Raw genomic sequence first — 15,522 nt, forward strand, 5'->3', positions numbered from 1 at the left:
AAGCCCTCATTCCACAGCACCACGCATCAACTCATGCTGACCGAAGTCGAAACGCCCCAGTACTTTGACCTTTGAGGTGCTGCTCAGCTCGGCAAAGGACAACACCGGTACGTAGTTGAACTCTTCCAGCAACAAGGTACGCAGAGGGCTGCGTAAATCCTGCGCGACCAGCATCACGCTCTTGAATTTCGGGCGCACGGAAAAGGCTTGATTGAGCAGGTTGACCAACGCCGCGCTATGCTCTTCGTCGAGTGCGAAGAACACGCCGGTCTGGGTCTGGCGCAATGCCTCACGCAGGATGTTTTCACTCTGCGGCGACAGCAGCCACGCGTGCAGGCCGTCTGCTTCCCTGTACTGATGGTAGATCTGTGCCTTGAGCGCAATGCGCGCGTAGTCGGCCAGCGCCTCCGGTTCACGCTCATGCTGGCCGTACTCGATCAGTGACTCGACAATCAGCCGCACCGCCCGCAACGGCACACCTTCGCTGGCCAAGCGTTGCAACACTGCCGAAAACCGCGACAGCGGCATGATCCGCTGGAGCTCCTGGACCAATTCCGGTTGGTTGTGCTCCAGCCAGCCGAGGATCGACTTACTCTCTTGAATCCCCAGGAACTGTGGCCCGCTGAGCATCATGGCCTGCTTCATGCGTTCTACGATCAGGCTCGCCGCAGTGAAGCGCTCCAACTGCGGATCATCGAGCAACGGATCATCCGGCGGCACCCAGAGCCAATCCTGCTCATCGCGCTCCGCCTGCCCCGCTATGGCGTGCGCAGGCTCAATGGTGAATGCCTTGCGCTCAATTGCAACCAGGCTGACGACCGATGCCCTGACCATTGGCACCTCATGCACACAAAAGCGCATTTCATCGTCGGCCAGCGTGTCATCGAGTTCCACCTCGAACGATGGCAATGTGAGGCCGATATTGGTGACCAGCGCATTTCGCGCCTGGCGAATCGCATAAATAAGATCGGCCACCTCGGGCGTGCCGCGCAGCACCGGAGAGAACTGCAGCAGGTAGGGCCTTGTGGGGTCGAACCCACGCAAATCCTCATGGCCATTCTCTTCGGGGCGCACCGCTTCCTCGGCTCCAGCGTTGGGTTGTTCCTGCCGTTGGCGCTGGCGCATCAAGTAATACCCCAGGCTTCCAGTGACCAACGCTATCAGGATAAACACCACGGTAGGCATGCCAGGCACCGCCGCAAAGGCGAGCATCCCAACCGAAGCGATCACCCAGCTCTTGGGTTCGCTCGTCATCTGCCGGGCGATTTCGGCGCCCATGTTCGTGATGCCTTTGCGACCATCCGGCGCCACACGGGTGATGATCATGCCGGCGGTGAGAGAAATCAGCAGCGCCGGGATCTGCGCAATCAGACCGTCGCCGATGGTCAGCACCGAATACAGGCTGATAGAGTCGGAAGCACTCAAGCCATGCTGGAACATGCCTGTGGCGAAGCCGCCCAACAGGTTGACCACGACAATGATCAGGCCGGCGATAGCGTCGCCCTTGACGAACTTCATCGCACCGTCCATGGCCCCGAACAGTTGGCTCTCGCGAGACAACTGGTCTCGCTTGTCCCTTGCCTGCATGCCGTCGATGAGGCCGGCACGCAGGTCGCTGTCGATGGACATTTGCTTGCCGGGCATGGCATCCAGGCTGAAACGCGCAGCCACCTCGGCCACCCGCTCCGAGCCTTTGGTGATGACCAGAAAGTTGACCAGCGTCAGGATCAGGAAGATCACCATCCCCACCGCCAGGTTGCCGCCGACCACGAAATTGCCGAAGGCCTCGACGATCTCACCGGCGTCCTGCTCCAGCAGGATCAAACGTGTGGTTGCAATCGACAGCGCCAAGCGGAACATAGTGGTCAGCAACAGAATCGACGGAAACGATGAGAACGCTAATGGCCCCGGCAGGTACAGCGCCAATACGATCAACAGGCACGAGATACAGATGTTGAGCGCAATCAGGATGTCCACCAGCCAGGTGGGCAGCGGCACGATGAAAATGAACACGACGGCCATCACCACCACGGCGCCCAGCACTTCGGCGCGCTGCGCGACTTTCAGCAAAAAACGGTTGATGGCCGAAAGCGCAGTCACGCAAGAGTCTCCGGCGTTGCGGTGGCTTGCAGGTACTCACGCTCCATTTTCGTGAGTTCCCCCATTCTTATCAACAGGTTGTGCAGAAGCTGATCACGCGTCCGGTTGTCAAACCACAATGCCAGAGGGAACTTGTTGAATACCGAGTAAATGGCATTGAGGGCTATCAGGGTGCGGCTGAGTTGGCTGCCCGCTTCCAGTTCCTCCAACAGTCGTTGAAGTTCCTGGGAGTCGATGCCTGTAGTGGTGTAACCCAACAAGCGCTGCATCAGCTTCGACGTAACGCGCTCTATCCTCAGACGCTCGATCAATGCCTGGCACAGGACAAATACTCCACTCAACTGCCAACAGCTTTGCAGGCCCAGGAGCAAGGTACGCAAATGCGCCGAGGGCAATGATGACACCTTCGCCGCGATATCGTCCGCCAAGGCTTTTTGCATCACCTTGAGCCCTTTTGAAAACCGTTCGTCACCGTATACATCCAGCAGTGCCTGCAGGATCTTCATCAGGGATTGGCGCGAAACCACGTTGGTGTAATAGAGCATGCGCAGCGCCTGACGCTCTTGCAGGTCGGCACATCCCGCCCGAAGTGCAGCCGCAGTATTCAGACCTGCCTGGATCTCCCCTTTGAAACGCGCCTCAAGCTTGATGATTGCATCGCGTGCCAAGGTTGCTTCGGTGCCCGACTGGGCTTCCACATTCTTGAGCACAATAAAGGTGAGAGCGGGGTCGCCCTCGCAAAGCCCCAGCAACTTTTCAACCCCGACAAGCATTCGCAGCTGCTGCTTGAATTGCAATATGGCCATTGCCAACGTCTTCTTGGCGGGATGACCCCATTGATCATAAAGCTGATTAAGCAACTGAACCGCAGCCACAGGCAGGATGAGCTGCCGCCGATTCAGTGCCCGGCTGCTGGCTCCCACTTCCTCGTTGAACAGAAGAGCCAGGTCATCGGCTACCTGGCTTGCAGTAGGTGTGGAGGTATGACTGACACTTGGCCGATCCTCGTTGCGAATTTTTTGCAGTTCGGAAGGGAAATCAACCATGACTGGACCTGAACAGGAAGAGTATTTCCCTGTGTGGCAAAAGCAGCCAAAGCGGTTCCATCAACAAATGGTCCACTGCACATTTGAAAAAACTTGCACAAGCCTTCAACGCTTTCTGCAAGCACTTGCACAAAAGCGCGCCAACAAAAAATTTTTATGCATATAAATCAATAGATTATGAAATTTTTCCGCCTGGCACAGCCAGTGCAAATGGGGTTCTCGTCGACACCTTTCGACTGCGTCTACTCCAAGGAAAAATCCATGAATATCCCTATTGAAGCTTTAGCGCACCTGGTTGGCAGCTCGCCTCAATTCATGCTTCACCTGACAGACGACCAGCAAAAAAAACTTCGGCGCTTCATTCACAAGCGCGTACTCAACCCCGAAGATGCAGACGACCTGCTGCAATTGACGTACCTGGAAGCCTGGCGTAACCGTGAACGTTTCAGCGGGAACGCCACGCTCAGCACTTGGATGTGCGGTATCGCGCAAAACCTCATACGCAACCACTTCAGGCGCTTGTATGCCAAACCCGTGCATTGCGAATTCGACGAGTCGCTGTGGCACGGCCAGGAAGACAACCACAATCTGGACTGGGAATTTGAAATCAATCGACGCCTGGAGAAAACCTTGAGCGCCATCGACCACCTACCCATAGAGATGCGCAAGACGCTCTACGCCTCACTGGAAACCGACGGTAGCTACCAGGAGACCGCCGACGCACTGGAGATTCCGATCGGCACGGTCCGCTCGCGCCTCTCTCGGGCGCGCGAACAGCTTAAACGCGCCACTCACAACTCGACGCGTTCTTAAAATCAGACGTTGCGCTGGACGGCAGGGATATCTGCCCACCGCGATCAGGCTTTTCTGACTGCGCAGGCGGGCGAATCGCGAACCACTCGTCGCCCGATCCGGCAATTTCGCTTAAACAGTTGAAAGCGTAGATAAAAATTCAAAATAAATACTTGACGCATTGCCGTTCTACGCGAATAATGCGCGCCACTTGGCTACATAGCTCAGTTGGTTAGAGCATAGCATTCATAATGCTGGGGTCCGGGGTTCAAGTCCCTGTGTAGCCACCAAGTACTAAAAACGGCTTACCGAAAGGTAGGCCGTTTTTTTATGCCTGGAGAAAAGTGCGGGGCATACTCGAAGCGCTCCTCCCCCTACGGCCCAGAGTTGCGCCCGAAAAAAGGCGCCATCTGTATTTTGACGCTCCCTTGACCCGCTGTTAGTGTCCAGCCTCCCCTCTAAGCACGGAGTGCTCCACGGTGAAACTGGACATCTACCAAGTCGACGCTTTCAGCCAGGCCCCCTTCGGCGGTAACCCCGCGGCAGTCTGCCCGCTCACCGAATGGCTCAGCGATGAGCAACTGCAAGCCATCGCCGCCGAAAACAACCTCTCTGAAACGGCCTACTTTGTACCTCGCGGCGAATTCTACGAATTGCGCTGGTTTACGCCCGAAATAGAAGTGGACCTGTGCGGCCATGCCACGCTTGCGGCGGCGTGGGTGTTGATTCACCAACTGACGGACGCGCCAGAGGTATTGCGCTTTGCCACGCGTAGCGGCGAACTTCGGGTGACGCGCAATGGTGATGAACTGTCGATGGACTTCCCCGCCAAGCAACCACAACCCTGCGAACCGCCCGATGGCATGTTGAGCGCGCTCGGCATTGAACAGGCCGACGTGTTCAGCACTGATGACTACATCGTACTGCTGGAAGACGAAGCGCAAGTCGCCGCACTGACACCAGACTTCGCCCACCTCAAGGGCCTGCCCAAACGCGGCATCGCCGTGACGGCCCAAAGCGCGAGGTTTGATTTTATCTCCCGCTGGTTCGGGCCGAATGTGGGTGTGAATGAAGACCCGGTGACCGGTTCGGCCCACACTTCATTGGCGCCATTCTGGGCTGAGCGCCTGGGCAAGAACCGGTTGACCGCCGAACAGGGCGGCAAGCGCCGTGGCCAACTGCGCTGCGAGCTCAAGGGTGATCGCGTGATCATTTCCGGCCACGGGGTGCTCTACCTGCAAGGCACGATTTACCTGTAAAAAGCACTACCCCAAGGACAACAGATCATTCTCAAAATGAACGGAGTTCAGCGCGTGTTTTCGATTTCCCGCCGTCAACTGTCGGTGATTGCCGCAGCCCTCACCCTGGCTGCCTGCCATACCCCGGTCAACCAACAGCCTCCGGCACCGGAGCTGGGTTCCGGCTATCGCACCGACCTCACGACTCAACACGCCGAGCGCCATATGGCCGCGGCGGCCAACCCGCTGGCAGCCGAAGCCGGACGCGAGATGCTGCGCATGGGCGGTTCGGCAATAGATGCGGCGATTGCAATGCAGGCAGTGTTGACGCTGGTGGAGCCGCAGTCCTCCGGCATCGGCGGCGGCGCGTTCATCATGGTGTGGGACGGGAAAAACGTACACGCGTATGACGGCCGTGAAACCGCGCCGGCCGGGGCCACCGAGCGTTTGTTCCTGAGGGGCGACGGCACACCGATGGCGTTTGCGGAGGCGCAGATTGGGGGACGCTCAGTCGGTACGCCTGGAGTATTGCGCGCGCTCGAAATGGCGCACAAGAAGACTGGCCGGTTGCACTGGGCCACGCTGTTCGAGCCGGCAATCCGCCTGGCGGAACAGGGCTTCGCCATTTCTGCGCGCTTGCATAGCCTGATCGCGGCTGACCATAACATCCCGCAATCACCAGATATGGCGGCGTATTTCCTGAATGCCGATGGCACACCGAAAGCCACCGGCACCGTGTTGAAAAACCCGGCGCTGGCCAATGTGTTCAAACGCATCGCCAAGGAAGGCCCGGACGCGCTGTACCAAGGGCCGATTGCCGATGAGATCGCACGCAAGGTGCAAGGTCATCGCAACGCGGGCAGCCTGTCCCAGGCAGACCTCAAAGGCTATAGAGCCAAGGAGCGCCCCCCACTGTGCACCGATTACAAGCAGTGGAAAGTCTGCGGCATGCCACCGCCGTCGTCGGGCGGGATCGCCGTCGCGCAAATCCTGGGCACCTTGCAGGCCCTGAAAGCCCAGGACATCGCGGCGATGCCTCCGGTAAAAAGCGCATCGCCTGCCGGCCTTGAACCAACGCCCGAAGCCGTGCACCTGCTGGCCGAAGCCGGGCGCCTGGCCTTCGCTGATCGCGGCCTCTACGTCGCGGACGCGGACTTCGTGCCCGTGCCGGTCTCGGGCCTCGTCGCACCGGAGTACCTGGCCAAGCGCGCCGCCTTGATCGGCGAGCGCAGCATGGGCATCGCCAAACCGGGCGTACCAGCGGGTATCCAGGTGGCCTATGCGCCGGACCGCTCGCCGTTGCGCATCTCCACCTCACAAGTGGTGGCGGTGGATGACCAGGGTGGCGCCGTGTCGATGACCACCACGGTGGAAGCGGCGTTCGGCTCTCATCTGATGGTGCAAGGTTTCTTGCTCAACAACCAGATGACCGACTTCTCGTTTATCCCCGAGGAAAACGGCCAGCCGGTGGCCAACCGCATCGAGCCCGGCAAGCGCCCGCGCTCGGCGATGGCGCCGACCCTGGTGTTCGATCGCAACAGCGGCGAGTTACTGGCCACGGTCGGCTCGCCCGGTGGCTCGCAAATCATCGAGTACGTCAGCAAGTCCCTGGTGGCGATGCTTGACTGGAAACTTGACCCGCAAGCGGCCATCAGCCTGCCGAACTTCGGCAGTCGCAATGGTGCCACCGAGCTGGAGACCGGCCTGTTCACCCCTGCACTGAAACAGGCCCTCAAGGACAGAGGCCATGCCCTGAGCGAGATCGATATGACCAGCGGCATCCAGGCCATCGTTCGCATGCGGGATGCCCAGGGCAAGGTGTCGCTCAGTGGCGGCGCCGACCCTCGGCGTGAAGGCAAAGCGGTCGGCGACTGAACACTTCAAACATCGGAGAAAGCGCTCGTGCAACAGGCAGATAATCTCGGCGCCATCCCTGGCGTCGACCACGGTTTTTGTTCGATCAATGATCCGCTGCGCCCCGATGGGGTGTTCATCTGCAAGCAGGTGCATAGCGCCTCAGTGATCGAGTGGCAAGCCGACCAGGTACCCAATACCGTTGAAGCGGACGGGGTATGCACAGGTGAGCACAAGCCCATCGCGGTGATCACCGCTGACTGCCTGCCCCTTCTGATTGCCGCGCAGAACGGCGAAAAGGTCGCTGCGGTGCATGGAGGATGGAAGGGGCTGCAAAGCGGGATCATCGCCAATGCAATCAAGCGTTTTACCGACGAAGGGATTGCAGTCGACCAGTTGCGCGTGGCGATCGGACCGTCGATCAAACCGTGCTGCTATGAGGTGAGAGAGGGGTTTGTTGCGCAGTTCCAGGCTGACCAGGGGCACCTGTGGGCAACCGGGCGGGCGCCGTGGAGCGCAGCGCAACCCGCACCGTTATTGCCCGCGCAAATTGCACCGCCCCACGCCAGGCAAGCAGCAAGCGCGTGGTTTGACTTGAGCGGGTATGGCGTGATGTTGCTGCAAGCGGCCGGCATCCGGCGTGAACAAATCGAGGTGAGTGAGGTGTGCACTTACTGCACCTCCCCCACCTTTGCCAGCTACCGCCGAAGGACGCATCACCCGGAGGAAATGAAGACGTTGATCTATTCGTGGATTGCTCGTACGCAGCGGTGAGAGGCAGCTTACCAAGCACGGTCCCAGGCCCTACTCATATCGCCGACACGCAAAGTACCATGTCATTTTTTGCGATAAAACGCACCTTGAGCAGTACCCGTTATCCTGCGATTTTCTGGCCCGTCCGTTCTTGCCAGAGGCTACGTCAAAGACGTAGAATTCCGCGTGTTAACGATAATAGAATCGCCTCTGTTCAGCAGGTTATGGCCTGACTATTGGACCGAAGAGGAAAGAGGCATTTTCATGGCTTTTCTAGCCAGTCATCCTGAAGCAGGGAACGTTATACCCGGCTCAGGCGGATGTCGAAAAATACGCTGGAGCCTGGAAGGTCGAGGCAAAAGTGGATCGGTACGAATAATCTACACCACACAATTGGCTTGCGGGGCCTTGGTAGCGCTACTGATATATGGCAAGGGCGCGACCGACAGTATTCCAGCGCACACCCTGTACAAAATCGCGAAGGAAATGAACCATGCCACTCACTGAGAAACAGCTGCAAGAACGGGATGCCAAACGCAACATTGGCGAAGAGCTGCTTGCCACTGTTCAGGATGTTAAAGCAGGGCGATACGGCTCGGTGAAACAGGTCGAAATCACTCAAGCCGCCGAAGCAAGAAGCAAGACCGGGTTGTCGCAACCCAAATTTGCTGAGCTTCTGGGCGTTTCGGTAAGAACCCTTCAAGAGTGGGAGCAAGGGCGTCGCTCCCCTTCTGGCGCAGCACGCTCCTTGCTGCATATCGCTGCAATCAGACCGGACGTCTTTCGGGAAGTCCTCAGTAACGCCTGATGGCGTTACTGAGCCACTGATGAACGACTACCGACTGATTTTCAACCCCTTGCGCCCCGCATGCCGCTCCAGCGCCAGCTCGATCAGGCGGCTCACCAGTTCGCTGTAGCTCATGCCCGCCGCCTGCCACAGCTTGGGGTACATGCTGATGCGGGTGAAGCCGGGCAGTGAGTTGATTTCGTTGATCAACACCTCGCCATCGTCGGTAAGGAACACATCGACCCGTGCCAGGCCGGAACAGCCCAGCACCTCGAAAGCCTCAATGGCCAACCGGCGAATACGCTCGCTGGCGTCATGACTGATATCGGCCGGCACCACCACCTGGGCGGCCTGGTCGTCAATGTACTTGCTGTCGTAGGAATAGAAACCACTACTCACCACAATCTCGCCGCAACCACTGGCGATGGGGTGATCATTGCCCAGCACGGCGCATTCGATTTCGCGGCCTTTTACCGCCGATTCGAGCAGCACTTTTTCATCGAAGCCCAGGGCCAGTTCAACGGCAGCATGGTACTCGGCTTCGTCGCCGACTTTGCTCACGCCCACCGATGAGCCTTGGTTGGCAGGTTTGACGAACATCGGCAGGCCGATCTTGTTCACCGCGGCCTCAAACGAAGTACGCGCCGCATTGCTGCGGGTCAGGGTGATGAATGGGGTGACGGCAATCCCGGCATCGCGCAGCAAGCGCTTGCTGATGTCCTTGTCCATGCACACCGCCGAACCGAGCACGTCGGAACCCACGAAAGGCAGGTCGGCCATACGTAACAGGCCTTGCAGGCAACCATCTTCGCCGAGGGTGCCGTGGACGATGGGGAAGATCACGTCGACATGTTCCAGCAGGCCGCTGCCGGAAGTCTCCACCAATTGCTGGCTGGCCTTGCCGGGCACCACCGCCAGTTCGCGGTTGGACTGGTTGAGGGCGATCAACGCCGGGTTTTCCTGGTTGAGCAGGAAGTTCGAGGTGTCGTTGAGGTGCCAATGGCCGGCCTTGTCGATACCGATCAACACCGGCTCGAAGCGCGAGCGGTCGAGCGCATCGACGATATTGCGCGCCGACTGCAACGACACTTCGTGCTCAGCCGAACGGCCACCAAAAATAATACCTACCCGCACCTTGCTCATGACCCGACCTCACTGTTGAACGTAAGGCTTCTTACCACGGGCCGTCAGCGATTCGCTACCAGATGTGCGCCGAACAACACATAGCAGCCACCGGCAAAGCGGTCGAGCCACTTGCGCGACCGGCTGTAGAGCGTGGCCATGCGTTCGCTGGAAAACACCAGTGCCACGCTGGAATACCAACTGAACGACAAGGTGGCCATGGTGATCACCGCCAGGGTCAGCAGCATCGGCGACGGCGAAGGCGGCATGGTTGACGCGAAGATGGTGGCAACAAACAAAGCGGCCTTGGGGTTGGACAGATTACCCAGCAACCCCAGGCGCCACGCGGAAAACAGCGAGCGCCGGGCGTCATCCGGCAGCACGTTCTGGCTCATGTTCGGTGAAGACCGCTTGAACAGTTTCAACCCGAGGTAGATCAGGTAGCAGCCGCCGATGATCTTGAACGCCAGATACAGCATCGGTGCCGCCGTAAACAGCGACTTGATGCCCAGGCCACCCGCCAGGCCCCACATGATCGTACCCGTGGCCACTCCCGCCGATGCCACCACACCATGACGGCGCGAACAGCTGGCGGCCAGTTGCGCCGTGTTGAAAAAGTTGGGGCCAGGCGTGACCACCGCGACGGTCCACAGCAAGGCCAGGGAAACCAGGGGCGTCACATAGGCCGGGTTGAGAAAATCCATGGTGGGCAGCTCCATCAGCGCGAGGCACGAGGCACGAGCGACGATCATAGGCCTCTGCCCTGCCCTGCACAATCGTACAAGACCCCGGCAGACAAGGGATGCAGACTGGGTTAACGTATTTCCCTCTCTTTTTTGTGACCCCTTACCATGGGCAAACCCACCGCCACCCTCGACTGGTTGCACCGCGCGCCCCATGCCAGTGGCCTGGACCGTATCGAGGCATACTTTGCCGGCTTCGCCTTCGACCCGCATCGCCACGACACTTACGCCATCGGGCGTACGTTGACGGGCGTGCAGAGCTTTCACTACCGCGGCGACATGATCCACAGCGTGCCGGGCACAACCATGGTGCTTCACCCCGATGAAACCCACGACGGCCACGCCGGCAGTGAAGAGGGCTTCAAATACCGGATGATTTACGTAGAGCCGTCGCTGATCCAGCAGATTCTCGGCGGCAAGCCGTTGCCGTTTATCCCGGGCGGCCTGTCTACCGACCCCAGGCTGTTGCGAGCCAGCGAAGTGCTGCTGCAGAACCTGGACAACCCCATCGACCCATTGCAGGAACAGGACGCCCTGTTCGACCTGGCCCATGCGCTGAACAACGTCTCGGGCGGGATCATCAGCCGCAAGACTTTCGACTACGTGGCCGCCGAGCGCGCCCGGGAGTTCATCCACAGTGCGCTGGGCCGCAGCATCACCCTGGATGAAATGGCCGACCACGCCGGCCGTGACCGCTGGGCCTTGTCGCGGGATTTTCGCCTGCTGTTCGGCACCAGCCCCTATCGCTACCTGACCATGCGCCGCCTGGACCTGGTGCGCAGCCTGCTGGCCCAGGGCCAATCGCTGGTGGACGCGGCGATGACGGCCGGCTTCACCGACCAGAGCCACATGACCCGGCAGTTTCGCAGCACCTACGGCATGCCGCCGTCGCGCTGGGTAAAGATGCTCGGGCGCTGACTAGGCTTAGAGCGCGTGCCCATCAATCGGCTGGCCGATGGTGAGAAAATGCCCGCCCGCCACATGGTGCAAGGTGCGCAGTTCATCATGCCCTTCGAAGTGCCAGCGGCCGTCGCTGAATACGCGTTCGTCGGCATAGGCCGCGACCACTTCACCCAAAAACAGATCATAGGCCTGCTGGTTATGAGGCTCGGGCAGCAGTCGGCATTCCAGCCAGGCCACGCAACCTTCCAGCAGCGGCGCGTCGATGTGTTCACCGCGGAACGTGTGCAAGCCGTAGGCGGCAAACTTATCCGTGTCGGCACCGGTGGTGTTGCCCACGGTTTGCACAAGGTCGGCCTGGCTCGCGCAAGGCACCTGCAACACAAAGGTGCCGGCGCCTTCCAGCAGTTGGCGGGTCCAGGTGGCCTTGTCCAGCACCACCGCTACCTTCGGCGGTTCGAAATCCAGCGGCATGGCCCAGGCCGCGGCCATGATATTGCGCTGGCCGTTGTGGGCAGCGCTCACCAGCACCGTAGGGCCGTGGTTGAGCAAGCGGTAGGCCTTGGACAGCGGGACGGGGCGACGGTGGGTAGGGCTCATGGACAGTCGACTCTTGATACCAGAAAGCCCCTACGATACCTGAAGCCCTACGCTCAACTCGACAGTTGGTTGGCGAACTGGCCCACCGCGCTGACCACCTTCTGCGCCCCGTCCTGGATCTCCACGATCACCGTGCCCGCTTCGGCAGCCAGCGCCAGGCCCTGTTCGGCTTGCAGGCGACCGTCGGTCATCAGGGCGACCGCGTCGCGGGCCATGTCCTGGTTCTGACGGACCACGCCGACAATTTCCTCAGTGGCCTTGCTGGTACGCGAGGCCAACTGCCGAACTTCATCGGCGACTACCGCAAAACCACGACCTTGTTCGCCAGCACGCGCCGCTTCGATGGCGGCGTTGAGCGCCAGCAGGTTGGTCTGCTCGGCAATGCCGCTGATGGTCTTGACGATGGTGCCGATCACTTGGGATTGGGCGTTGAGCGCCTCGATACCGTCACCGGCCTGTTGCATGTGCCTGGCCAGGTCGCGCATCACATCCACCGCCTGGGTCACCACGGTGGTGCCGCGCTGGGCGCTGTTGTCGGTTTGCAACGAGGTGCTGTAGGCAATGTTCGCCGCGTCGGCGACCGCCTGTTCCTGGTTGACCTGGTCGGTGATCACCGTGGCGAACTTGACCACTTTGTACAACCGGTCATTGGCGTCCAGCACCGGGTTGTAGGTCGCTTCCAGCCACACCACGCGGCCATGGCTGTCGACCCGTTTAAAGCGTGCCGCGACGAACTCACCGGCGTTCAAGCGCTTCCAGAAGTCCTGGTACTCGGTGCTGTTGTATTCCTCTGGCTCGCAGAATATCCGGTGATGTTTGCCCTGGATCTGCGCCAGGCTGTAACCCATGCCCCCGAGGAAACGGTCATTGGCGCTCAGCACGTGCCCGCCGAGGTCGAACTCGATCACGGCGGTAGAGCGCACCAGCGCGTTCATGAGGTTTTCATGCTCGCGGGAAGCCTCGATGGTGCGGGTGAGGTCGCTGGAATAAATCGAAAAATGCTTGATGCGCCCCTCGGAGCTGCGCACCGGCTGCAGAATCGAACGCAGCCAGGCTTCCTGGCCATTGCCCCGCATCAGGCGCACGGTGCCGGCGAAATGCTCGCCGCGCACCAGGGCGTTCTTGAAGCGTTGCTGGAACTCATCCCTGCGCACGTGGGCCGGCTCCAGGTCTTCGATCGCACGCCCCAGCAGTTGGCCACTCTGGTAGGCCAGCTCCTGCAGGAAGTTGGCATTGGCCCATTCCACCCGGCCTTCGGCGTCCAGCGTCAGGCACAGCATTTCACTTTCCAGGCTCTCCTTGACCTGATTCAAGCTGGACAACTCTTCGCGAAGAGCCGACAGCTCCTGCTTCAAACGGGTGTTGAACATGGGGCACCGAGGATCAAATGAGGGAGATGAATCCGACCTGCATCGGCGCTGCCGGCATTTTCTTAAGCGAGCTTGAGGCCCTCGCCCAAGTATTTTTTCGGCCACATCAGCTGCCGTTGTTTCGGCACACGCCCATCACTTGATACTCAAGGGTCTTGAGCTTGCCGCTGGAGTCTTCATAGGTCATGCGCGACGGCACCGCGTTGCACGAGCGGATCGGCGGCGTGACGTTGACCACCTTGGCGATGTCCAGCTTCATGCCATAGCGATACGCCTGCACCTCGGGCGCCGGCTTGCCCTTTTTGGCGGCGTACTCGGCCATGGCTTTTTCATTGCGCTCCATCATCAGTGCGAACGTACGGTCCCCCCCACCTTCGGCCAACGCACCGAACGACAGGATGGCGGTTAAAACACCCAGCGCGACTTTATAAAACTTCATGATTAGTTCCTCGACTGAAAGATTCAGTGCGCAGACTAACCAACTGACCCTGACGCAAACTTCACCAGAGCATTACTTATTTGTTAGATAAGTGTGAGTTTCCAGAATTGTAATCTTCGTGCCACTTCTTCGTTATCTGCGGTTTGCAACTATCAGCCCGGGCCAGATCAATAAGAACGCCCGCTCTCATAAGAAGCTGAAACTGCCAAGCACCAGGAGCGAACCATGCGTATCCGTCACTACAGCCTTCCCCTTTCACTGTGCGCCGCTTTCCCGCTGGCTGCCGTGGCCGTGGAGGACCCGCCCGAGGGCTTTATCGAAGGCAGCCGCGTCAATGTGCTGGCGCGTAATTTTTACTTCAACCGCGATGATCGCAAAGGCCAGTCCAGCCCCACCGGCAATGGCTATTCAGAGGCCTGGGCACAGGGTTTGATCGGCCGCTTCGAATCTGGTTTTACCCAAGGCACCGTTGGCTTTGGCGTGGATGCGTTTGCCATGGTCGGCATAAAGCTGGACTCGGGCACCGGCCGCAGCGGCGGCAAAGGCTCGTTCGGCGTGCTGCCGGTGGACAGCGAAAACCACCCCGAGGACACCTACAGTAAAGTCGGCGGCGCCGCGAAACTGCGCATGCTGGATACCGTCATCAAGGCCGGCGACGTATTCCCGCTGACCCCCGTCGTGGCCTACGGCGATTCACGCGTGTTGCCGGAAAGTTTTCGTGGCGTGACCGCACAGAACACCAGCCTCGAGGGCCTGACCCTGCAAGGCGGGCGCTTGAGCGGCATGAGCCAACCGAGCGAAAGCGGCATGAACAAAGGCTTCGCGACCTTTTACGCAGGCCCGGTCGACTCGCCCTGGGTCGGTTATTTCGGCGGTGATTACACCGTCAACCAACACCTCAGCGTCAGCCTTTACGGCAGCCGCTTGAAAGATGCCTGGGACCAGTACTACGTCGGCAGCGCCGTCAGCTATCCGCTGGGTGAAGATGTCTCGCTGTTCGGCGACGTCAACTACTACAAGGCGGTGGACGAGGGCCGGAAAAAGCTCGGTGAATTCGATAATGCCATCTGGAGCGCCCGGCTCGGAGTGAAGGTCGGCGCCCACAGCCTGGCCCTCTCCCACCAGCGCAACAACGGTGATGACGACTTCGACTACCTGCGCCAGTCCGACTCGATCTTCCTCAACAACTCGATCCAGTACAGCGACTTCAACTCGCCCAAGGAACGCTCATGGATGGTGCGCTATGACCTGGACATGCAGGCATTCGGCATCCCCGGCCTGTCGTTCATGACCCGCTACGGCAAAGGCACTGGCGCCGATTACAGCAACGCCAACGCGGTGTACATGCGTCGCGATGCAGCCGGCGCCCCACTGACCGACCAACGCCGCTGGGAGCGGGATATCGAGGCCAAATATGTGGTGCAAAGTGGAAACTTGAAGGATTTATCACTGCGGCTGCGCCAGGCGACCGTGCGCTCAAGTGCATTCGAGTCGGACTTGGAAGAAGTTCGGCTGATTATCGAGTACCCCATTGCGGTGCTTTAAGGTAGGCCAATTACATTCACTTGCCGATGCGCTACATCTCTTCACAGGTTGAAGTCTGTCAGAACTGTAATATTGGTCTCACCTTCTCGTTAAGTTGCACTTTCTACACTGCACACCGAACACCTCTCATCTCTGCGGCTTTCGTGTAGCTCCTTTGGAACAGAGATGAATTTTTGCGCCCCGGTCGGGGCGTTTTTTTTGTGTGCAGGCTCAGTGACGAATCGTCGCACCTG

General features: G+C 59.5%; 14 protein-coding genes, 1 tRNA gene and 1 pseudogene. 8 read left to right on the forward strand and 8 right to left on the reverse strand.

The window, feature by feature from the left end:
* Positions 1 to 6: 6 nt before the first annotated feature.
* On the reverse strand, positions 7 to 2,100 hold the full coding sequence (sctV, locus tag BM110_RS05070; protein WP_092240553.1) for a type III secretion system export apparatus subunit SctV: 2,094 nt from the start codon (positions 2,098 to 2,100) through the stop codon (positions 7 to 9).
* On the reverse strand, positions 2,097 to 3,146 hold the full coding sequence (gene sctW / locus BM110_RS05075) for a type III secretion system gatekeeper subunit SctW (RefSeq protein ID WP_093512564.1): 1,050 nt from the start codon (positions 3,144 to 3,146) through the stop codon (positions 2,097 to 2,099). The genes sctV and sctW overlap by 4 nt, the downstream gene beginning before the upstream one ends.
* Before the next feature lie 261 nt (positions 3,147 to 3,407).
* On the opposite strand from sctW, the gene BM110_RS05080 reads away from it, so the two are divergent.
* The 6 genes from BM110_RS05080 (at position 3,408) to BM110_RS05110 (ending at position 8,591) form a co-directional block, all read left to right on the forward strand.
* Entirely contained in the window at positions 3,408 to 3,959 is a 552-nt protein-coding gene (locus BM110_RS05080) for an RNA polymerase sigma factor (protein WP_092240549.1), read from the forward strand.
* A 192-nt stretch (positions 3,960 to 4,151) separates the two neighbouring features.
* Positions 4,152 to 4,228 (forward strand) — tRNA-Met (locus BM110_RS05085).
* Positions 4,229 to 4,417: 189 nt separating this feature from the next.
* Positions 4,418 to 5,197: a PhzF family phenazine biosynthesis protein gene (locus BM110_RS05090; protein ID WP_093512566.1), complete on the forward strand. Its 780-nt coding sequence runs from the start codon at positions 4,418 to 4,420 to the stop codon at positions 5,195 to 5,197.
* 36 nt (positions 5,198 to 5,233) lie between these two features.
* Positions 5,234 to 7,051 (forward strand): gamma-glutamyltransferase, encoded by a 1,818-nt coding sequence (ggt, locus tag BM110_RS05095; protein ID WP_093512568.1) that lies wholly within the window; start codon positions 5,234 to 5,236, stop codon positions 7,049 to 7,051.
* Positions 7,052 to 7,078: 27 nt separating this feature from the next.
* Positions 7,079 to 7,804: a peptidoglycan editing factor PgeF gene (gene pgeF, locus BM110_RS05100; RefSeq protein WP_093512570.1), complete on the forward strand. Its 726-nt coding sequence runs from the start codon at positions 7,079 to 7,081 to the stop codon at positions 7,802 to 7,804.
* Between the two features lie 472 nt (positions 7,805 to 8,276).
* The gene (locus tag BM110_RS05110; RefSeq protein ID WP_093119998.1) at positions 8,277 to 8,591 is read left to right on the forward strand and encodes a helix-turn-helix domain-containing protein; all 315 of its coding nucleotides are present in this window, start codon (positions 8,277 to 8,279) and stop codon (positions 8,589 to 8,591) included.
* Between the two features lie 27 nt (positions 8,592 to 8,618).
* Here BM110_RS05110 and ddlA read toward each other — a convergent pair whose 3' ends face one another.
* Both ddlA and BM110_RS05120 read right to left on the reverse strand, forming a co-directional pair.
* The gene (gene ddlA / locus BM110_RS05115) at positions 8,619 to 9,713 is read right to left on the reverse strand and encodes a D-alanine--D-alanine ligase (protein WP_092240543.1); all 1,095 of its coding nucleotides are present in this window, start codon (positions 9,711 to 9,713) and stop codon (positions 8,619 to 8,621) included.
* Positions 9,714 to 9,757: 44 nt separating this feature from the next.
* Complete coding sequence (locus BM110_RS05120; protein ID WP_092240541.1) at positions 9,758 to 10,396, reverse strand: LysE family translocator; 639 nt, start codon at positions 10,394 to 10,396, stop codon at positions 9,758 to 9,760.
* 147 nt (positions 10,397 to 10,543) lie between these two features.
* On the opposite strand from BM110_RS05120, the gene BM110_RS05125 reads away from it, so the two are divergent.
* Positions 10,544 to 11,353, forward strand: coding sequence for an AraC family transcriptional regulator (locus tag BM110_RS05125; protein ID WP_092240539.1), 810 nt, complete (start codon positions 10,544 to 10,546; stop codon positions 11,351 to 11,353).
* A gap of 6 nt (positions 11,354 to 11,359) precedes the next feature.
* Here BM110_RS05125 and BM110_RS05130 read toward each other — a convergent pair whose 3' ends face one another.
* The 4 genes and pseudogenes from BM110_RS05130 to BM110_RS05140 all read right to left on the reverse strand — a co-directional run bounded on the left by BM110_RS05130 (position 11,360) and on the right by BM110_RS05140 (position 13,744).
* On the reverse strand, positions 11,360 to 11,935 hold the full coding sequence (locus BM110_RS05130) for a flavin reductase family protein (protein ID WP_092240537.1): 576 nt from the start codon (positions 11,933 to 11,935) through the stop codon (positions 11,360 to 11,362).
* Between the two features lie 53 nt (positions 11,936 to 11,988).
* A complete protein-coding gene (locus tag BM110_RS30060; RefSeq protein ID WP_371914363.1) occupies positions 11,989 to 12,420 on the reverse strand; it encodes a methyl-accepting chemotaxis protein in 432 nt (143 codons plus the stop codon).
* Positions 12,421 to 12,528: 108 nt separating this feature from the next.
* Positions 12,529 to 13,305, reverse strand: a pseudogene (locus BM110_RS30065) (PAS domain-containing protein); the annotation flags it as partial.
* A gap of 106 nt (positions 13,306 to 13,411) precedes the next feature.
* Entirely contained in the window at positions 13,412 to 13,744 is a 333-nt protein-coding gene (locus tag BM110_RS05140) for a DUF2790 domain-containing protein (protein ID WP_092240533.1), read from the reverse strand.
* A gap of 225 nt (positions 13,745 to 13,969) precedes the next feature.
* On the opposite strand from BM110_RS05140, the gene BM110_RS05145 reads away from it, so the two are divergent.
* Positions 13,970 to 15,289, forward strand: coding sequence for an OprD family porin (locus BM110_RS05145; RefSeq protein ID WP_093512572.1), 1,320 nt, complete (start codon positions 13,970 to 13,972; stop codon positions 15,287 to 15,289).
* The last annotated feature ends 233 nt before the right edge of the window (positions 15,290 to 15,522 follow it).

It is taken from the genome of Pseudomonas sp. NFPP28, assembly GCF_900115535.1.
Taxonomy (GTDB): domain Bacteria; phylum Pseudomonadota; class Gammaproteobacteria; order Pseudomonadales; family Pseudomonadaceae; genus Aquipseudomonas; species Aquipseudomonas extremorientalis.